This window comes from Anaerofustis butyriciformans (assembly GCF_036289385.1).
Taxonomy (GTDB): domain Bacteria; phylum Bacillota; class Clostridia; order Eubacteriales; family Anaerofustaceae; genus Anaerofustis; species Anaerofustis butyriciformans.
Map to the genome: position 1 here is coordinate 447,761 of NZ_JAYFFH010000001.1, position 18,353 is coordinate 466,113.

10 protein-coding genes and 1 pseudogene are annotated in these 18,353 nt (G+C 30.2%); 1 reads left to right on the forward strand and 10 read right to left on the reverse strand.

Annotated elements, in window-relative coordinates; translation table 11 throughout:
• Positions 1-15: 15 nt before the first annotated feature.
• The 8 genes and pseudogenes from V2W16_RS02190 to V2W16_RS02225 all read right to left on the reverse strand — a co-directional run bounded on the left by V2W16_RS02190 (position 16) and on the right by V2W16_RS02225 (position 14,879).
• Positions 16-3,252, reverse strand: a complete 3,237-nt coding sequence (locus V2W16_RS02190) for a 4-alpha-glucanotransferase (protein WP_329380676.1) — start codon at positions 3,250-3,252, stop codon at positions 16-18.
• Between the two features lie 543 nt (positions 3,253-3,795).
• Positions 3,796-5,232 (reverse strand): annotated as a pseudogene (glgA, locus tag V2W16_RS02195) (glycogen synthase GlgA); the annotation flags it as partial.
• Positions 5,233-5,242: 10 nt separating this feature from the next.
• Positions 5,243-6,334, reverse strand: a complete 1,092-nt coding sequence (gene glgD, locus V2W16_RS02200) for a glucose-1-phosphate adenylyltransferase subunit GlgD (protein WP_329380679.1) — start codon at positions 6,332-6,334, stop codon at positions 5,243-5,245.
• On the reverse strand, positions 6,334-7,485 hold the full coding sequence (locus V2W16_RS02205) for a glucose-1-phosphate adenylyltransferase (protein ID WP_329380682.1): 1,152 nt from the start codon (positions 7,483-7,485) through the stop codon (positions 6,334-6,336). The genes glgD and V2W16_RS02205 overlap by 1 nt, the downstream gene beginning before the upstream one ends.
• Before the next feature lie 31 nt (positions 7,486-7,516).
• Positions 7,517-10,003: a glycogen/starch/alpha-glucan phosphorylase gene (locus V2W16_RS02210; protein WP_329380685.1), complete on the reverse strand. Its 2,487-nt coding sequence runs from the start codon at positions 10,001-10,003 to the stop codon at positions 7,517-7,519.
• 3 nt (positions 10,004-10,006) lie between these two features.
• Positions 10,007-11,983, reverse strand: coding sequence for a 1,4-alpha-glucan branching protein GlgB (gene glgB / locus V2W16_RS02215; RefSeq protein ID WP_329380688.1), 1,977 nt, complete (start codon positions 11,981-11,983; stop codon positions 10,007-10,009).
• Positions 11,984-12,005: 22 nt separating this feature from the next.
• Positions 12,006-13,232 (reverse strand): glucose-6-phosphate isomerase, encoded by a 1,227-nt coding sequence (locus tag V2W16_RS02220; RefSeq protein WP_329380691.1) that lies wholly within the window; start codon positions 13,230-13,232, stop codon positions 12,006-12,008.
• Positions 13,233-13,253: 21 nt separating this feature from the next.
• A complete protein-coding gene (locus V2W16_RS02225) occupies positions 13,254-14,879 on the reverse strand; it encodes a phospho-sugar mutase (RefSeq protein ID WP_329380694.1) in 1,626 nt (541 codons plus the stop codon).
• Positions 14,880-15,720: 841 nt separating this feature from the next.
• On the opposite strand from V2W16_RS02225, the gene V2W16_RS02230 reads away from it, so the two are divergent.
• A complete protein-coding gene (locus V2W16_RS02230; protein ID WP_329380697.1) occupies positions 15,721-16,491 on the forward strand; it encodes a hypothetical protein in 771 nt (256 codons plus the stop codon).
• A gap of 50 nt (positions 16,492-16,541) precedes the next feature.
• Here V2W16_RS02230 and V2W16_RS02235 read toward each other — a convergent pair whose 3' ends face one another.
• Both V2W16_RS02235 and V2W16_RS02240 read right to left on the reverse strand, forming a co-directional pair.
• On the reverse strand, positions 16,542-17,879 hold the full coding sequence (locus V2W16_RS02235) for an MFS transporter (RefSeq protein ID WP_329380700.1): 1,338 nt from the start codon (positions 17,877-17,879) through the stop codon (positions 16,542-16,544).
• Entirely contained in the window at positions 17,863-18,237 is a 375-nt protein-coding gene (locus tag V2W16_RS02240; protein ID WP_329380702.1) for an MFS transporter, read from the reverse strand. Before V2W16_RS02240 ends, V2W16_RS02235 begins: the two co-directional genes overlap by 17 nt.
• Between the last annotated feature and the right edge of the window lie 116 nt (positions 18,238-18,353).

Genomic DNA, 18,353 nt, shown 5'->3' on the forward strand with positions numbered 1-18,353 from the left:
CATATGGGTATTTTTTTATCTGTTATTTTTTTCTGTTAAAATTCTTAACTTCTCATCATAACCTTCTAATTGTTCTTTTAAAGCCTGCCATTTCCAGTTCTCATCAACTGTTCCAGGTTTATTCATTCTCGATTCATCCCCTAAATTCAACACATCTTGAAGAGGCATTATAACAATATTGCTTCGGCAAGAATATAATTTATCTTTTAATATTTCTATCTTTTCATCAATATATTTTTTATTTTCATCATTTTCTTCACCGCCAAAATATCTGTCTATACACCAGCCTCTAAGAGTTTGATTATCGTGCGTTCCGCTATAAGCTATCTTATTTAAAGGCGGAATATAATTTTCTGGATCTTTATCATAAAACTGAATAACATCTGCTCCAGGGAAACCTGTTTTTTCAAGTAAAGCTCTTACTCCAGGAGTAATCGTTCCAAGATCTTCAGCAATAAACGGTAATGCTCCAAATTCTTCATAAGCCTTTTCAAATACCTCAGTTCCGACACCAAGTATCCATTCACCTTTTATAGCCTTTTCTCCTTTTGGAACAGACCAATAAGCCTCAAATCCTCTAAAATGATCTAATCTTGTAAAATCATAAAGTGAAATTGCTCTTTTTAATCTTTTTAGCCACCAAGAATAATTATCTTCCTTTATTTTATCCCAGTTATATAATGGATTACCCCAACGCTGACCTTCTTTAGAAAAATAATCAGGTGGAACTCCTGCTTCTTTTTCAATTTCTCCATTTTCATTTACAGTAAAATATTCTGGATCTGCCCAAACATCACAAGATGAAGCAGAAACATACATAGGCATATCACCTATTATTTTAATTCCTTTTTCATTTGCATAACTGTGCAAATCCTGCCACATTTGTTCAAAAACAAATTGAGTAAACTTGTAAAAATCAGCTCTTTTTCCTAGCTTTTTATTTTTATAAAAATCTATAGAATATTTTTTATGATTTTCATAATTTCCTTCAACATCCTTTATTGCCATATACATCGCATAAGCATCAAGCCAATAATCATTTTCTTTTTTGAAATTAATAAAATCACTATCTTTTTTATTAAAATGTTTATATTTATTTTCAAGCTCTGAAATTGAATAACCCGTTAAATTAATATTTCCTGCAAATGCTGATTGTCCGGAATATGGTGAACCAAAGGTATCCGTTGGATTAACAGGTAGTATTTGCCAATATTTTTGTTTTGCTCTTGCAAGAAAATCAACAAAATCTTTTGCCGGTTTACCTAATGTTCCTCCTGGTATTGAAGTTATATGACATAATACTCCGCTTCCTCTTTCCATTTCTGCGCAAAGTGCATTGTCATTTCTAAAATGAATTACAGACGAACCTAAAGGATATATTGTTACATTATAATATCCTTGTTCATCTTTAATCATATCAGCACCTGTTACAATATCATTAGCTTTCCAATCTTCTTTTAATTTAATATCATAAACATTTGATAAACTTCTGTTAATTAATAAAAGAGCTTTTGATTTATCATTTTTTCTATAAAATCCAAAGACGTCATCATTGAATGATACAGGATCAAAATCCCCTTTTATAAACACAGGATAAATTTTTCTAAGAGATATTGCATTTCTATAAATAGAAAGGTTATCCATATCTATTTTTTCCCATGGGAATGAAGCTCTGTTATATGGATCAGAATATCCCTCAAGCCCTGCTTCGTCTCCATAATAGATACATGGAACTCCGGGCATCAACATTTGTGTTAAAACAGCAAGCCATAATCTTCCTTTTGCTATACCTCTTTGATGATCATTTAATCTATATTCTCTTTTTTCATCTTCACTTAAAGTATTTTCATCAACAGCGTCTCCAAGAAGTGTCATTATACGCATTCTATCGTGACTTCCAAGCAAGTTTAAAGAGGAATAAAAATTCTCTTTTGGATAATTTTCATATAAACTCATTAAACTTTCTGCCAAATCATAAGCAGAAATTTTACCTAAAACAAAGTTCTCAATACCATCTCTAAACACATAATTCATAACACAATCAAGTTCTTCACCTTGAAAGTATTTTCTAAGTTCTCCATAACTTATTTTATTGCTTGCATCTTCCCAAACTTCACCCATAAGTACCCCATCATTACCTTTTTTTGCAATTACGGCATTTTTTATTCCTTTTATAAATTCATCGGGAAGTTCATCTGCAACATCGAGTCTCCAGCCTTTTGCTCCTAATTGTAACCATTTTTTTATTATGCTGTCTTCATTTTTATATATAAATTCTTGATAACTTTCACAGCTTTCATTCACATTTGGTAAATCATCCACACCCCACCAACAATCATAAGTACCGTCTTCTTTAAAATTAAACCAGTCATAATACTTAGATTCTTTTCCTTGGAATGCACCTTTTTCATCATAATTTCCATATTTATTGAAATATATACTATCACATCCTGTATGATTAAATACCCCGTCTAAAATAATGGAAATACCTTTCTTTTCTGCCTCTTTACATAAATATTTAAAATCTTCCTCATCACCAAGAAGCTCATCAATTTGATTATAATCTGCAGTATCATACCTATGGTTGCTTGCAGCAGAAAATATAGGATTCAAATATATTGACGTAATTCCTAAATTCTTTAAATAATCAAGCTTTTCTACAATACCTTGTAATGTTCCACCATAAAACTCCCAGCTTTTAATTCTTCCTTGTTCATCTTTATCATATTTAGGTTTATCATTCCAACTATATACAAGTTTTCTTTCTGGGCCTTTTCTTTTCTTTTCTAAGTTTTTAACTCTTTTTTCAAAATCTTTTCCCCTATTAAATCTATCAGGAAAAATTTGATAAACCACAGAGTTTTTATACCAACTAGGAACTTTTCTTTCTTTATAAACTGTAATTTGAAATGAAGGAGGTTCATAAGAATATAATGCACCTTCTCCTCCTGTTCTTCCTTGTTTTGCTCCATAATAAACTTTGTTTCCGTCTTGTTTTTCAATGATGAAACTATACCATATTATACACGCTTCATTACATTTTAAATTGAAACTATGTCTTACATAATCATCTATTTTTTCTTCTTGCATTTGAAAAATACTTTCACCCTTTTTGTCTATCCATACCCTTAACTTAACTTGTGCATTTTCTTCTTCAAACAGGTCTAAACAAACAGAAACAGTGCCACCTATGCAGATGGCACCGAAGGGTTTTCTATAAATTTCGTCTCTAGAATTATGATATGCTCTCATATTTCATTTTCCCTTTTGCTATTTTTTATTATTGTCTTTTTCAGTTGTATTTACCTTACTTGCAGTTTTACTGTCTTCTTTTTTTACAGTTTTATTTGCGGTAGTTTTAGCCTTAGCTGTAGTATCACTATCTTTTTTTACTGTCTTTCTTGAAGAAGTTGTCTTTTTTGCAGCTGTTTTCCTGGTTTTTCCTGCAGTTTTACTTGTTGTTTTGTTTGCAGGTTTTGCAGTAGTTTTACTTGCTGACGAAGTTTGTTTTTTTGATGTCGAAGATGAAGCTTTTTTTGCTTCTTTTTCGGCTTTAGCTTCTTTCTTTTCTTCTGGCTTTACTTCTTCAGCTTTTTTAGTTGCAACTACTTCTTTCATTTTAGTATCAGTATCTTTTTCTTCTTTAACAGCTTCTTTAACTACTTCTTTTTTTTCTTCAATTACTTTAACTGTTTCTTCTTTTTTATCATTATTTTCTACAGTTTTTTCTTCTTTAGCTATTTTATCATCCTTTTTTTCATCTACATATGGTTCAATTTCAGGATGAAGTTGTTCATATAATTTCTTATATTTATCAGCAGCTACATTCCAGCTAAAGTCTGTTTTCATAGCAGTTTTTTGCATCTTTGTCCATGCATCTTTATTATTATAATACAAATCTATTGCTGCTTTAATTGTAAACAACATTTCATGAGCATTATAATTTGCAAAACTAAAGCCAGTTCCTTCACCTGTGTACATATTATAAGGTTTTACGGTATCTTTAAGTCCCCCTGTTTCTCTAACAATAGGAAGTGTTCCAAAGTGCATTGCTATCATTTGAGATAATCCACATGGTTCAAATAATGAAGGCATTAGAAGCATATCTCCACCTGAATATAACCTATGACTTAAAGGTTCGCTAAATCTGATATTTGCACTTACCTTACCTGGATATTTATAAGAGAAACCTTTAAACATTTCTTCATATTCATAATCTCCCGTACCAAGTACTGCAAATTGAACAGATTGTTGCATTAGCTCATCTAAAACTCTTTGAATTAAATCAAGACCTTTTTGTTGCGTTAATCTTCCTATCATTACAATTAGAGGAATATCAGCATTAACTTCAAGACCAAGTTCTTTTTGAAGTTCTTCTTTACATTTTCTCTTTCCTGCTAAATCATCTGCAGAATAGTTTGCAACAATATTTGTTGATTTTTCAGGATTAAAGAAATCAACATCAATTCCATTTACGATACCATATAAAACATTACTTCTTCTTCTGAAAATATCTTGCATATTTTCTCCAAAGAAATCACTTTGTATTTCACCGGCATATGTTTCACTTACAGTTGTTAAAATATCACTATAACATAAAGCACCTTTTAAGAAATTGATAGATTGAGAATCACATCTTAATTGTTCTGATGCTGCTTTATTTCTATCTAAACCTAATATATCACCAAGAACCATATCAGACATTTGTCCTTGGAATTTTAAATTATGAACTGTAAATACCGTTTTTATATTATCATAATTTCCTACACCATTATAAAATTCACGAAGGAATACAGGAGCCAACGCTGTATGCCAATCATTACAATGTAGAACATCACATTTAAAATCAGGCAAATACTGTAAGCATTCCACTATTGCTTTTGAGAAAAATGCTATTCTTTCCCCATCATCAAAATAACCGTATGCTCCTCCTCTGTTAAAATAGTATTCATTATCTACAAAATAATAAATTACGCCTTGATATGTTATTTTTTCTATTCCGCAAAATACATTTCTCCACCCAAGAGGCATATAAAAATCACAAACATGCTCCATTTGATCTTTATATTCCTGTGGAATATCTCTGTATTTTGGAACAATAACACGAACCTCAACCCCGTCATTTTGTAATGCTTTAGGCAAAGATCCTGCAACATCTCCAAGGCCACCCGTTTTCATAAACGGATAAGCCTCAGAAGCTGCAAATAATACATTTAGTTTTCTTTTAACCATTACTTACACCCTATTCATTTTTTTCTTTAATGAAAATATCATCACTGGTTCCTTTAATCATTAAACCTTCACCAATAATATTTCCTTTATCTATTATAGCATATTCTATCTGTGCTCCAGACTTAATTACGCAATTTTGCATTATAATACTATTTTTTACAACAGCACCTTTTTCTATTATTACATTACGGAAAATAACACTATTTTCAACAGTACCTGCTATTTTACAACCTGCCGGTACAACACTGTTTCTTACATGACAGCCTCTTTCGTATTTTGTAGGTGCAGAGTCTTGAACTTTTGTAAGTATTCTTGAATTTGATTTGAATAATTCTTCTGCAATTCCTTCTTTAAGTAAATCCATATTTCCTTCAAAATATGAATCAACATCGAAAATACATCTTGAATATCCTACATATTCAAATGTTTTTACATTTAATTTATTATAAGAACCTTTTAATGCTTCAAATAAATCTAAATAGTCAATTTCATTGAACCATTCAAAAATATTTAATAGAGTTGCTCTGTTAATTATAAAACATTCAATAAATGCTTTATCACCTTTTTTAACACCTTTAACTACATCTACAACTTTTCCGCCGGCTTCTTCTATTTTTAGTATATTTTCATTATCATTTGAAATTACTTTATAAGCCATTGTTATATCAGCTCCGCTTTCAACATGAGCTTTATATAACTGTGTATAATCAATGTTATTGATAATACTTGCTGAAGAAATTACTATGTATGGAGCAGGTGAACGTTTAAAGAACACGTCATTAATTTTAAAATCTCTTATAACAAATTTTTCATTTCCAACACCTATACCATAAGATGTTCCCGGAAGAATATGAAGACCTCCTCTTTTTTTATCTAAATCCCATTCTTTTCCGCTTCCAACATGGTCAATAATAGAACGATATCTTGCAGGTTGTATAAGTCCTATTGTATTAATCCCGGAATTAACCATATTTGAAAGTGGGAAGTCAATTAGACGATATCTGCCTGAATAAGGAAGTGAGGCCATTGTCCTTTTATTTGTTAAAATATTTAAGTCAGGTGTCCCATAATTTGCTGTTATAATACCTACTAAATTTTTCATTATTCTGCTCCTCCACCACTATAAATTTCATCATTACCTATCAATTGAATTTCAGCACCTTCTTCATCACTACCGAAAACAACATTTTGTTTTACAACAGAATTTTCTCCTACAACGGCATTAAAAACTTTGGCTTCTTTTTCAATTGTAACGCCAGGTAATAGTATTGAATCTTTTACGTATGCACCTTCTTCAACAGTACATCCTACACTAATAATAGAATGTTCACATGTTCCCTTTATATGACATCCATTTGCAACCAATGATTGTTGAATATCAGCATCAGGACCGATAACTTGAGAAGAATATATATTAGCATTACTCATAATAGGAGCAGTTGGATCATCCAATATAAATTCAGGTTTTTCTTCAAGAAGTCCCATACCTGTTTCATGATAACTTTCAACAGTTCCAACATCTTTCCAATAACCATCAAATTCATATGTATATAATCTCTTACCTTCTGAAAGAAGTTTAGGTATTATGTTTTTACCAAAGTCATGGTCTGAATTTTCATCTTCAGCATCTTCAACAAGCGCTTTAAGTAAAATATCTTTATTGAAAATATATATTCCCATTGATGCTAAATTTGAATCCGGTTTTGGCGGTTTTTCAGTAAATTTAACGATTCTGCCTTCTTCATCAGCAGTTAAGATACCAAATCTTGAAGCTTCTTCCCATTCAACAGGTTTAACAGAAACGGTTAAATCAGCTTCATTTTTCTTGTGAGTATTTAACATATCTTCATAATCCATACGATAAATATGATCCCCTGAAAGGATTAATACATAGTCTGCATCATATTGGTTTATGAATTCTATATTTCTGTATATAGCATCTGCAGTTCCAGCATACCAAGCTCCACCTGTTTGAGTTTCATAAGGTGGAAGAATGAAAGCTCCGCCTTCTCTTCCATTCAAATCCCATGCAGCTCCGCTACCTATATATGAATTTAAAGCAAAAGGTCTATACTGTGTTAAAACACCTACTGTTGAAATATTTGAATTTGCGCAGTTTGATAATGAAAAGTCGATTATTCTATACTTTCCACCAAAAGATACGGCTGGTTTGGCAATGTTTTTTGTTAAGGCTTTTAAACGGCTACCTTGACCTCCTGCAAGAAGCATTGCAATACATTCGTTTTTTCTCATATTTAATTAAACTCCTTTTTATCTATATCATTTATAGATTATTTTTTATATTCCATATTTCTTCACAATATTGTTTTATAGTACGGTCACTTGAGAAATAACCTGATTTTGCAATATTATGAAGAGATATTTTATTCCATTTATTTCTATCTAAATAAAGTTTTTGTAAATTATTCCATCCGTTCATATATGATTCAAAATCTTTAAGTACAAAGAATTCATCATTGCTTCTAAGCAAAGTATCATATATCAAGTTGAAATTACCTGATAATTTACCAAAAGTTCCATCAACAAGTTCATCAACAAGTCTTTTTATTATTTGATTATTATTGTATTCGTCCCATACATAATAATTATGATTTAATCTATAACTATCAACTTCTTCGGCTTTTAAACCAAATATTTCTATATTATCCATTCCAACTTTTTCAGCAATTTCAACATTCGCACCGTCTAATGTACCTAACGTAATAGCACCATTCATCATGAATTTCATATTACCGGTACCAGATGCTTCCATTCCGGCTGTTGAAATTTGTTCACTGATATTTGCAGCAGGATATATAAGCTGACCATTTGATACTGAGAAGTTTGGAACAAATGCAACTTTTATTTTTTCTGATACACCTTTATCATTATTTACAACATCAGCAACAGAATTTACAAGTCTAATTATATCTTTTGCGAAATCATATCCTTGAGCAGCTTTCCCTGCAAAAATAAATGTTGTAGGTTGAATATCCATATTTGGATTTTCTTTAAGCTGATTATATAAATCAATTATTTTTAGAACATTAAGAAGCTGTCTTTTATATGCATGAAATCTCTTTACTTGTATATCGAAAATTGAATTAGTATCAATTTGAACACCAGATGTATCCAAAATATATTTTGCCAAGCGTTCTTTATTTTCTTTTTTGCTTTCATCCATCTTTTCAAGGAAAGAACTATCATCTTCATATTTTTGAAGTTTTTCAAGTTCATTTGCATCTTCTAACCATTTATCCCCAATTGCATCAGTTATAAGTTTAGAATAAGAAGGATTTGCTTCCCTTAAAAATCTTCTGTGAGAAATTCCGTTTGTTTTGTTTTGGAATTTTCTTGGATTTAATGTATAAAATTCTTTTAATGTATCTTTCTTTAATATTTCAGAGTGTAGTGCCGCAACACCATTTACAGTATGAGAGCAAATTACAGATAGATTTGCTGTTCTTACTTCTCCACCCCAAAGAATTGCTGTGTTTTGATGTAACTCTTGCCAATTTTCAATGTTTCTAGGGAAACTTTCCCTATATCTTCTATCAATTTCTTCAACAACATCATAAACTCTAGGAAGTAGTTGTCTAAACATGTCAATAGGCCATTTTTCCAAAGCTTCAGGAAGAATTGTATGGTTTGTATATGAAATACTCTTGCAAGTTATATCCCAAGCATCATCCCATTCCAAACCTTCTTCATCAATAAGACGTCTCATAAGTTCAGGTGCACAAAGTGCAGGATGGGTATCATTAGTATGAATTGCAACCATATCAGGAAATAACTTCCAATCTGTTCCATGCCATTTTTTAAATGTAGAAATGATATCTGCAATACCTGCAGAAACAAACATATATTCTTGTTTTAGTCTTAATACTTTTCCGGATAATCCATTATCGTTTGGATATAAAACACTTGTAATTGCTTCTACATCGGAACGGAATTTCATTGCACCCGCATAATCCCCATTATTAAATGCATTCATATCAAAATTTTGTTCATAAGGTTCAGCACTCCAAAGCCTTAAAGTGTTGACTGTTTTTCCGCCATACCCTACGATAGGAACATCATAAGGCACAGCAATTATATTTTCTGTATTTTCCCATGAACAATATAATTTATCATTCTCATAATTTCTTTTTACTTCGCCGCCAAATTTAACAACTACAGCTTTATTGTCTTTTCTGGCTTCAAAAGGAAAACCGTTTTCCAACCAGTTATCAGGTAATTCAACTTGTTTTCCGTCTTTTATTACTTGTTTAAAAAGTCCGTATCCATACCTTATTCCCATTCCATAACCTGCATATCCCATACTTGCAAGAGAATCTACAAAGCAAGCAGCAAGTCTTCCAAGTCCACCATTTCCAAGTCCGGGATCTCTTTCATTTTCACATAAACTATCAAGATCCTCTCCCAAATCCTTTAAACCTTCTTTTACAATATCTTCAACTCCAAAATTTATCAGATAATTTTTAAGTAATTTTCCGATTAAGAATTCCATTGAAAAATAATATAATCTTTTTTGTGTTTTGTTTCTATAACCATTCTTACAATCATTACCAATTTCATTAGATTGTTTTTGAATTAATGTTGCAAGCATATTGTATCTGTCAACACTATTTGACTCTTCAAAGCTAGCACCTAATTCTTTTTTAAAAATATTTAGATATTTTTCTTTAAAATCTTCTTTATCTTTAAAAATTTTATTATTCTGATTATTTTCTTGTTCGATATTTTTTTTACCTTTGTTAAAAACCGCCATTATTTAATTGTCTCTCTCTCTATTTTGTTTTTGTTGTTTTTCAGCTTTTGCTGTTTTTTTACTCTTAGTTGTAGTATTTGTTTTTCTCGCAGATTTTTTTGCAGTTGCTCTTTTTAATACCACACCACCGATTGGAGGAAGTTTTATCTTTATGGAATTTTCCATTCCATTACATTCTTTTTTCTTCGATTTAACACGTCTTGTATTAACAACGCCACTACCACCAAATTCTTCACTGTCTGAATTAAATATTTCAACATAATCTCCGGCTTTTGGAACTCCAACCATAAAATTATTATATGTTTCAGGAGTAAAGTTTATTATAACTATTAAATCATCTATAGGTCTGTTTCCATGTCTTATAAAAGATATAATTGAGCGTTCATTATCATCTGCATCAATCCATGTATAACCTTCCCAAGAAGAATCTTTAACCCATAATGATTTTGTTTTTAGATAAAAATCATTTAATGTTTTTATATAATGAAGTTGTTTTTTATGCGTGTCATATTCGTCAATTAAGAACCACTCAAGTTGTTCATAATATCTCCATTCTATAAATTGACCAAATTCACTTCCCATAAAATTAAGTTTTCCGCCCGGATGTGTCATTTGATATAATGCAAGAACTCTAAGTCCCGCAAATTGTCTCCAATAATCTCCTGGCATTTTACCAATTATAGAAGCCTTACCGTGAACGACTTCATCATGAGAAAGTGGAAGAATAAAGTTTTCATTATATGTATACATCATTGAAAAAGTAATCAAATTGTGATTCCAAGGTTTAAATGGAAAATCAGTTCTAAAATAATTTAATGTATCATTCATCCAGCCCATATCCCACTTATAATGGAAACCAAGTCCCCCAACTTCAGGAGGTCTTGTAACAAGAGGCCATGCCGTACTTTCTTCTGCTATTAGCATTACATCAGGATACATTGTTCCTATTGTTTTATTCATATTTTGAACAAAATCAATAGCATCTAAGTCACCTTCCGTCCCATCAGGATTATATTTCTTTTGTGATTCGTCATCTATACCAAAATTCATATATAAAATACTGCTTACACCATCAACTCTAATTCCGTCAACATGATATTTTTCAATCCAATATAATGCATTTGAAATAAGAAAACTTCTTACTTCTCCTTTTGAGAAATCAAAATTGTATGTACCCCATTGTGCATGTTCTTTTGACTCATATACTTTATCTCCGTTTAATGCACCAAGTCCGTGAGCATCTTTACAAAAATGTCCGGGAACCCAATCTATTATTACACCTATACCGGCTTTATGAAAACTTTCAACAAGATGCATAAACTCTTTAGGAGTACCATATCTTGAAGTCGGAGCAAAATACCCTGTTATTTGATATCCCCAAGAACCGTCAAAAGGATGTTCCATTACAGGCATTATTTCAACATGTGTATATCCCATCTCTTTTACGTAATCTACAAGTTCTTTTGACATTTCGTCATAGGTATAATAACTACCGTCTTCATGACATCTCCAAGAACCAAGATGCACTTCATAGATATTAAGAGGTTTTGTTGTATGGTTGTGTTTTTGTCTTGAATTCATCCATCTTTTATCTTTCCAATCATATCCCTCAATATCAGTTGTAACAGAAGCCGTTGCGGGTTTTACTTCAGCGTAAAAAGCATACGGGTCTGCTTTATATATTAGCTCGCCTTCTTTTGTTTCAATTACAAATTTATAAAGCTCACCTTCTTTTATTCCTTCGATAAATCCAGAAAAAACACCATTTCCGTCATCATGTAAAAAGTAGTCTTCAGTGTTCCAATCATTAAAAGAACCCACAACTCTTACACTTTTTACATCCGGAACCCAAATTCCAAAATTATATCCTTCTTTTCCGTCTATTTCAGCAGGATGAGCGCCTAACTTATCAAATGCTCTTAAATATGTTCCTTCTGCAAATAAATACTGTTCATCGTTTGTTAATAAAGTTTTTGACATTTGTGCGCCACCTCATATTTTTTTATAATTCATTTATTAATTTTCTCATTTCACTCTTATAACCTTCTACTCCAGGTTGATCGAATGGATTAACACCTTGCATTGAAGCAGCAATACCACATGTCATTTCAAAGAAGTAAATCATTTGTCCAAGATTATATTCATCAAGTTTTTCTATTGAAATAGTATTAATTGGAACTCCAGCTTTTTCATGAGCTAAAATAACTCCGCCTTCAGCACATCTGTTAATATCTTCTAAAGTTTTTCCTGCATATGGATCACCTGCTATTTCAGGAATAGTAAAGTTTAAGTTTGGTTCATCTATTCTAATTACTGTTTCATATACAATAGGATTACCTTGTTGTAAGAATTGACCTATTGAATGAAGGTCTCTTGAGAAACATAAGCATGCAGGATAAGCACCTTTACCTTCTTTTCCTTCGCTTTCACCAAATAATTGTTTTATCCATTCTCCGAAATATCTTAAAGTATCTTCAAAATATTCAAATACTTCAATAACTTTTCCACTGTTCAAAAGGTCAACTCTTGAAATAGCATATTTTAAAAGTTCATCTTTCCAGCCTTCATCTTCTTCCATATCTTTAGCACCTTTTAATAATGCATCAATATCTGCACCTGCTGCTGCGATTGGAAGTAGTCCTACAGGAGTAAGAACTGAATATCTTCCACCTACGTTATCAGGAATAACAAAAGATTTATAGCCTTTTGCTTCAACTTCAGGTCTTAAAGTTCCCCTTACTGCATCTGTTACAACATATATTCTCTTATCTGCTTCAGCTTCACCGTATTTTTCAATTAATTTTTCTTTCAAAATTGAATAAGCCATTAATGGTTCAACAGTTCCGCCTGATTTAGAAATAACACAAATACAAGTTTCTTTTTCTTCCATTGCTTTTACAACTTTATTCATTGTTGTAGCTGACATATTATATCCTGCAAACATTACTTCAGGATAATCATTTTTGCTTCCATCAAGAGCATCAATTACTGCTTGAGCTCCAAGATATGAACCTCCAATACCTATAACAACAAATAAATCACATTTTTCTTTTATTTCTTTTGCTGTTTGTTTAATATCTTCAACCATATCTTTATCTATTGTTGATGGAAGATTTGCCCAACCTGTAAATTCTTGATCTCCTTTTGCAAGTTCCCTATGCCATTTACTTGCAACATCCATTGACTCCTGTTTAATTTCAATACCGTTTCTTGATAAATCTATTCTCATTTTTTATCATTCCTCCTAAAATTATAAAATTGTATTAAAGCGATTTAAAATATCTGCTTTTCTTTCTTCTAATTTAGCTTCATCATCTTCATAGAAAGACATGTAAAGTTTTACTTTTGGTTCTGTACCGGAAGGTCTTACAATTACCCTTGTTCCGTCACCTTTTTCAATTAAAATCATGTTTGTTATAGGAAGCCCTGTTCCTTCTTTGCTGTAATCTTCATATTTAACTACATCAGAAAATACTTCATTTGCGCTTTCTTTTGTTGAAATCTTATCCATGATACTTGATACTTGTGATATATCATCAATATCTACGCTTACTGTTATATCAACACAGTGTCCAAATTGTTCATATAAACCGTTTAGTACATCAAATAAGGTTTTACCTTGTGCTTTGTAGTAAGCAGCCATTTGACAAATTAATTTTGCAGCAACAATACCATCTTTGTCTCTTGCATATTGACCAACCAAATATCCATAACTTTCTTCAAATCCGAAAATAAATGAATCTTTTAATAAATCAATTTGTTCACCAATCCATTTAAATCCAACAAGTGTTCTTCTAACACTTACACCGTATTTTCCAACAACTTTATCAACCATTGGAGTACTTACTACTGATGTAACAATTGTTTTATCCTGTGGATTATCTACTCTTGAACTAATATAATCAGCAAGCAACATTCCGATTTGATTACCTGTTAATACTTGATAATCATCACCAACTTTTATCATCATTCCGGCTCTATCACAATCCGGATCCGTTGCAACAATAACATCTGCATCTTTTTCTTTTGCAAGTTTTATTGCCGGTGTATAAACTTCATATTTTTCAGGATTTGGAGCAGGACATGTAGGGAAATTACCGTCCGGTTCTTCTTGTTCTTTCACTACATATACTTTATCAAAACCATTCATTGATAGAATTTGTTGAACAGGTTTATTACCTGAACCATTAAGAGGTGTATATACTATTGAAATATCTCTTTCGCTTGACCAATCTGAAGCTTTGTTTGCTTCTTCAAAATATGCATCCATAACTTCATTTGGAACATATTCCCCATTTCCATTCATTGCTTCGTCAAAAGATATATATTTAACATCCTCGAAAATATCTATTCCAGCTATATTGGCTTCTATTTCATCTGCTGTTTCATCTAATATTTGACCACCTGTTGAAGCATAAACCTTGTATCCGTTATATTCTTTCGGATTGTGACTTGCCGTGATCATTATACCCGCATCACATTTCAAATATCTTGTTGCAAATGAAAGTGCGGGAACAGGCATAAGTTCACTAAACATATATGTTTTTATTCCATTTGCTGCTAAAACTCCCATTGACTCTTCGGCAAATAATCTTGAATTATTTCTGCTGTCATAACTTATCACAACAGTTGGATTATCAAAGTATTTATTTAAATACATAGCAAGCCCCATTGTTGCTCTTCTGACAACATAAATATTCATTCTGTTTGTACCAAGACCCATTATTCCTCTAAGACCTGCAGTACCAAACTTTAATTCTTGAGAAAAAGCCGAGTTTAATTCTTCGTCACTCATCGAATTAAGCGTCTGTTTTTCACTGTCAGTAAGTAATACACTGTCCTTCCATTTTTTTACCTTTTCTAGCATATCTATCATACTCTACACCTCTTTAAATATTTATTATTTCACACTTTAAAAGTGAAACGATTTCATATATTTATTATAACGTTTTCATTATCATTTTTCAAGGGTAGGTTGCATAAATATAGAATATTTACACAACTTTTACGAAACCATAAAAAATAACATATATTTTTTATATTTTTTTTATTTACAAAAATAGTGAAAACAAATAGAATGAGAAAATAAAAAATTTTTTATAATCTTGCATTTTATTTTAATTTAAAATTTTCCATAAAAATAATATAATGAAACTAAAAATCTGCTTAAACTTTTTATGTATTTATATTATAGCAGTATTATAAATGTTTGTCTTAAATTTTATGTAAAAAATGAGAATAATAACAAAAAAATTTAATTAATTTTTTTTATATACAATATATAGTTTTTGCTTATATCAACATGCTTACAGCTTGTATGTCCCCTATTTATATTTATTTTTTTTATTTTTTTGTTATTAATAATTTTTTTTGACCATTTTTTATTGATTCTTAATATAAACAATAAAAAATCAATTAAAAGAAGTCATATTACTTCTTTTTTATTTCCTACCTTTTTAGTTGTAAATTTTATGAATAATATTTTATTCTTTTTCATAAAAAAATAAATTTATTTTTTTTAAATTTTTACTGTTTTCAAACTTTTTCTATAATTTAGTATTTAAAATATAACTTTATACTTTATATATATACATAACATTGTATATATATAATTTTATATAACATTTTAAATTGTATTGCGTTTAAAATATTATTTTTATATAATTAAATTGTTAATTTTATTGTCTTTACACTAAATAAATTCTGTAGAGGAAAAAATGAAGTCTAAAAATAAAAATCATATAAATAATTCCTTTTTATATATGGTTTTGGGCGTAGTTATAGTTTTTATATTAATTACAAGCACACCACTTAAATCTTTAACTTATTATTTTACTTTACCATTTTACGAAACCGGTGGTATGGAACTTCAAATTACCATATGGAATGCTATTAATATCGTTTTATCTTTAATAGTAGGAATCATCGCTGGAAAAATTATAGGAAATAATATTAATAACAAAAAAATCCAAAAGCAAAAAGCTTTAATGGAAATGGCACAACAATATAGCACTAAACCCAATACTTCAAATGTAAATCAAAAATATTCAAATAAATCTACAATAAATAAAACCTTTAGTATCAATACTCTTACAGGTAGAAATTTATTAATGGGTTTAAATAAAATTGTTATACCTGCAAACAGTAAAACTATAAAAAATTCAATGAATCATTTTTACGAAATTATTGATTCCATAGGAGCAGAATATCAAATTACAGATGCTCATGTGAAAAATGTATTCTCAGAATTTCCTGAACTCATTATGGATGTAAAAATAACATTCATAAAAGGAGCAAGCAATTTTGGAAATTCAAATAATACATTTACAAGTAAAATGCATCAAAAATATAAAGATAATTTAAGCGAAGAAGAAATCAACATGATTAATCAAAACAAAGAATATCTTAAGGATAAGAGAAATCGTGAAATGCTTCAAATGGAAGCTATTGTATTAGATGCAGAAGTTGAAAAAGGATATGAAGGATAAAAAAGACCATATATAAATGGTCTTTTTTTATAATTAACATCAAATTATTATTAAACAATTTCTTCTTTCTTTTTATTTTTTAAATATTGTTTTACAAGATACCTCTTAACCAAAAACTGCGTCATTACACTACGAGAAATTATTCCAACAATTTTATTATTCTTGATTACCGGTATTTTCTTTATACCTGTTTCACTAAGTAATTTTAAAGCTTCTTCCATTGATGCATTAATATCAATAGTAATAGACTTATTTGTACCTATCTCAAGTACGTTTAAGTCCATAATAGAATTAAGTTTTTCTTCAAATTCATTATCTGTATTCCAGAAATAATCCATAAACATTACAGAACTATCTATAGCCGTAGGATGGTGCTCATCTACTTTCATATATCTCATAATATCTCCATCTGTAATATAACCCACTGGTTTCCCTGTTTCAGATATAATAGGAGCTCCACTAATATTTTTTTCCGTAAAGAACGTTATGGCATATCTAACCGTCTTATTTTCATTAATAGTATATATTTCATGTTCCATATACTCTGATAAGAAACCTTTGTGTTCTTTTTTTGAACCTTCTTTGTTTTTTAATTTTTCATAATATTTATCTACATATAACATATAAACAATAAAACCAACAATATAAGCTACTACGGTTAATGCAAAGCCATTAGATAATCCTATGCTTTCCTGCATAAAACCCATTAATAAAGAACCTATACCAATACCAATATCATATGATAATAGATATGTTGCATTTGCTACCCCCCTCTTTGGTGCCAGTGTAGTACCGGTAACAAAAGACTGGAATAAAGGTTGTAATATACCATAACCAAGACCAAAGAAAAATCCCGCTAAAAGTAAATGTATACCTGTATTTAAGAATTTATAACTAACCATTGTTAATATTAAAATTACTAAACTAATATACACTAATACTTTATGTTTTCCTGCATCAATCATTTTTTGTGTAGATAGTTTTGGTAAAAGCATTCCAACAACAAGGAAAATATAAAAATAAGGAAGAAATCCTGTTAAATTCTTTTCTCCCGCTAAGATTGATGAATATGCTATAACTGCTCCGTATGGAATCATAAGAAACATCATATTGAACATAAACGGAAAAGCAGGTTTATAAATTGTATCTTTTAGCGCAAATTTCTTTCTTTCTACTTTAGGATATTTTATTTTACAACATAACACACATATTAAAGCCACAACCGTTATTGCAAAAACCGTTAAAAAAGATGCTTTACTGCTTAAATAGTTCTGAACTTGAATGCCTACAAAAGGACCAACTGCCATACCAATTGATATTGTAAATGCAAATCTGCTTATTCCTTCTGTAATCTTTGAAGGTGGTAAAACATCACTGGCAAGAGTCATTGTTGCTGAACCACAAATAGAATAAACAGCCCTCCATATATAAACGTATTACAATTAATGCCCCAAACATTGGAAATAAAATAAAACTTGTGAAAGATAGGCAAAATAGAGCCAAAAACAAAACATATATAAGATAACGATTAAAATTATCAAGTAAATATCCGGCTATTGGACGAAATAAAATTGTCGCAACCGACATAGCAGATAGTACTATACCAACTTTTGAACCGGTTATCCCTATTTGCTGACAGTATACCGGAATAATAGGTATGGAGGCATAAAATGCCGCTAAAACCAAAAGATTAGTAATAAATAATAAAATAAAATTTTTATTCCATATTTTTGTTATTTTTTCCATATAATGCACTCCTTTTTTGTCAAAACATAATATAGTGGCAATTGCCACTATATTATAAAATATCATAGAAAATATTTACGGTCAAAAGTTTAGTGGCAATTGCCACTAAAAAATAT

Coding starts and splice junctions, on each gene's coding strand:
- V2W16_RS02190 (WP_329380676.1), bottom strand. CDS start 3,252: ATGAGAGCATATCATAATTCTAGAGACGAAATTTATAGAAAACCCTTC.
- glgD (WP_329380679.1), bottom strand. CDS start 6,334: ATGAAAAATTTAGTAGGTATTATAACAGCAAATTATGGGACACCTGAC.
- V2W16_RS02205 (WP_329380682.1), bottom strand. CDS start 7,485: ATGAGAAAAAACGAATGTATTGCAATGCTTCTTGCAGGAGGTCAAGGT.
- V2W16_RS02210 (WP_329380685.1), bottom strand. CDS start 10,003: ATGGCGGTTTTTAACAAAGGTAAAAAAAATATCGAACAAGAAAATAAT.
- glgB (WP_329380688.1), bottom strand. CDS start 11,983: ATGTCAAAAACTTTATTAACAAACGATGAACAGTATTTATTTGCAGAA.
- V2W16_RS02220 (WP_329380691.1), bottom strand. CDS start 13,232: ATGAGAATAGATTTATCAAGAAACGGTATTGAAATTAAACAGGAGTCA.
- V2W16_RS02225 (WP_329380694.1), bottom strand. CDS start 14,879: ATGATAGATATGCTAGAAAAGGTAAAAAAATGGAAGGACAGTGTATTA.
- V2W16_RS02230 (WP_329380697.1), top strand. CDS start 15,721: ATGAAGTCTAAAAATAAAAATCATATAAATAATTCCTTTTTATATATG.
- V2W16_RS02235 (WP_329380700.1), bottom strand. CDS start 17,879: ATGACTCTTGCCAGTGATGTTTTACCACCTTCAAAGATTACAGAAGGA.
- V2W16_RS02240 (WP_329380702.1), bottom strand. CDS start 18,237: ATGGAAAAAATAACAAAAATATGGAATAAAAATTTTATTTTATTATTT.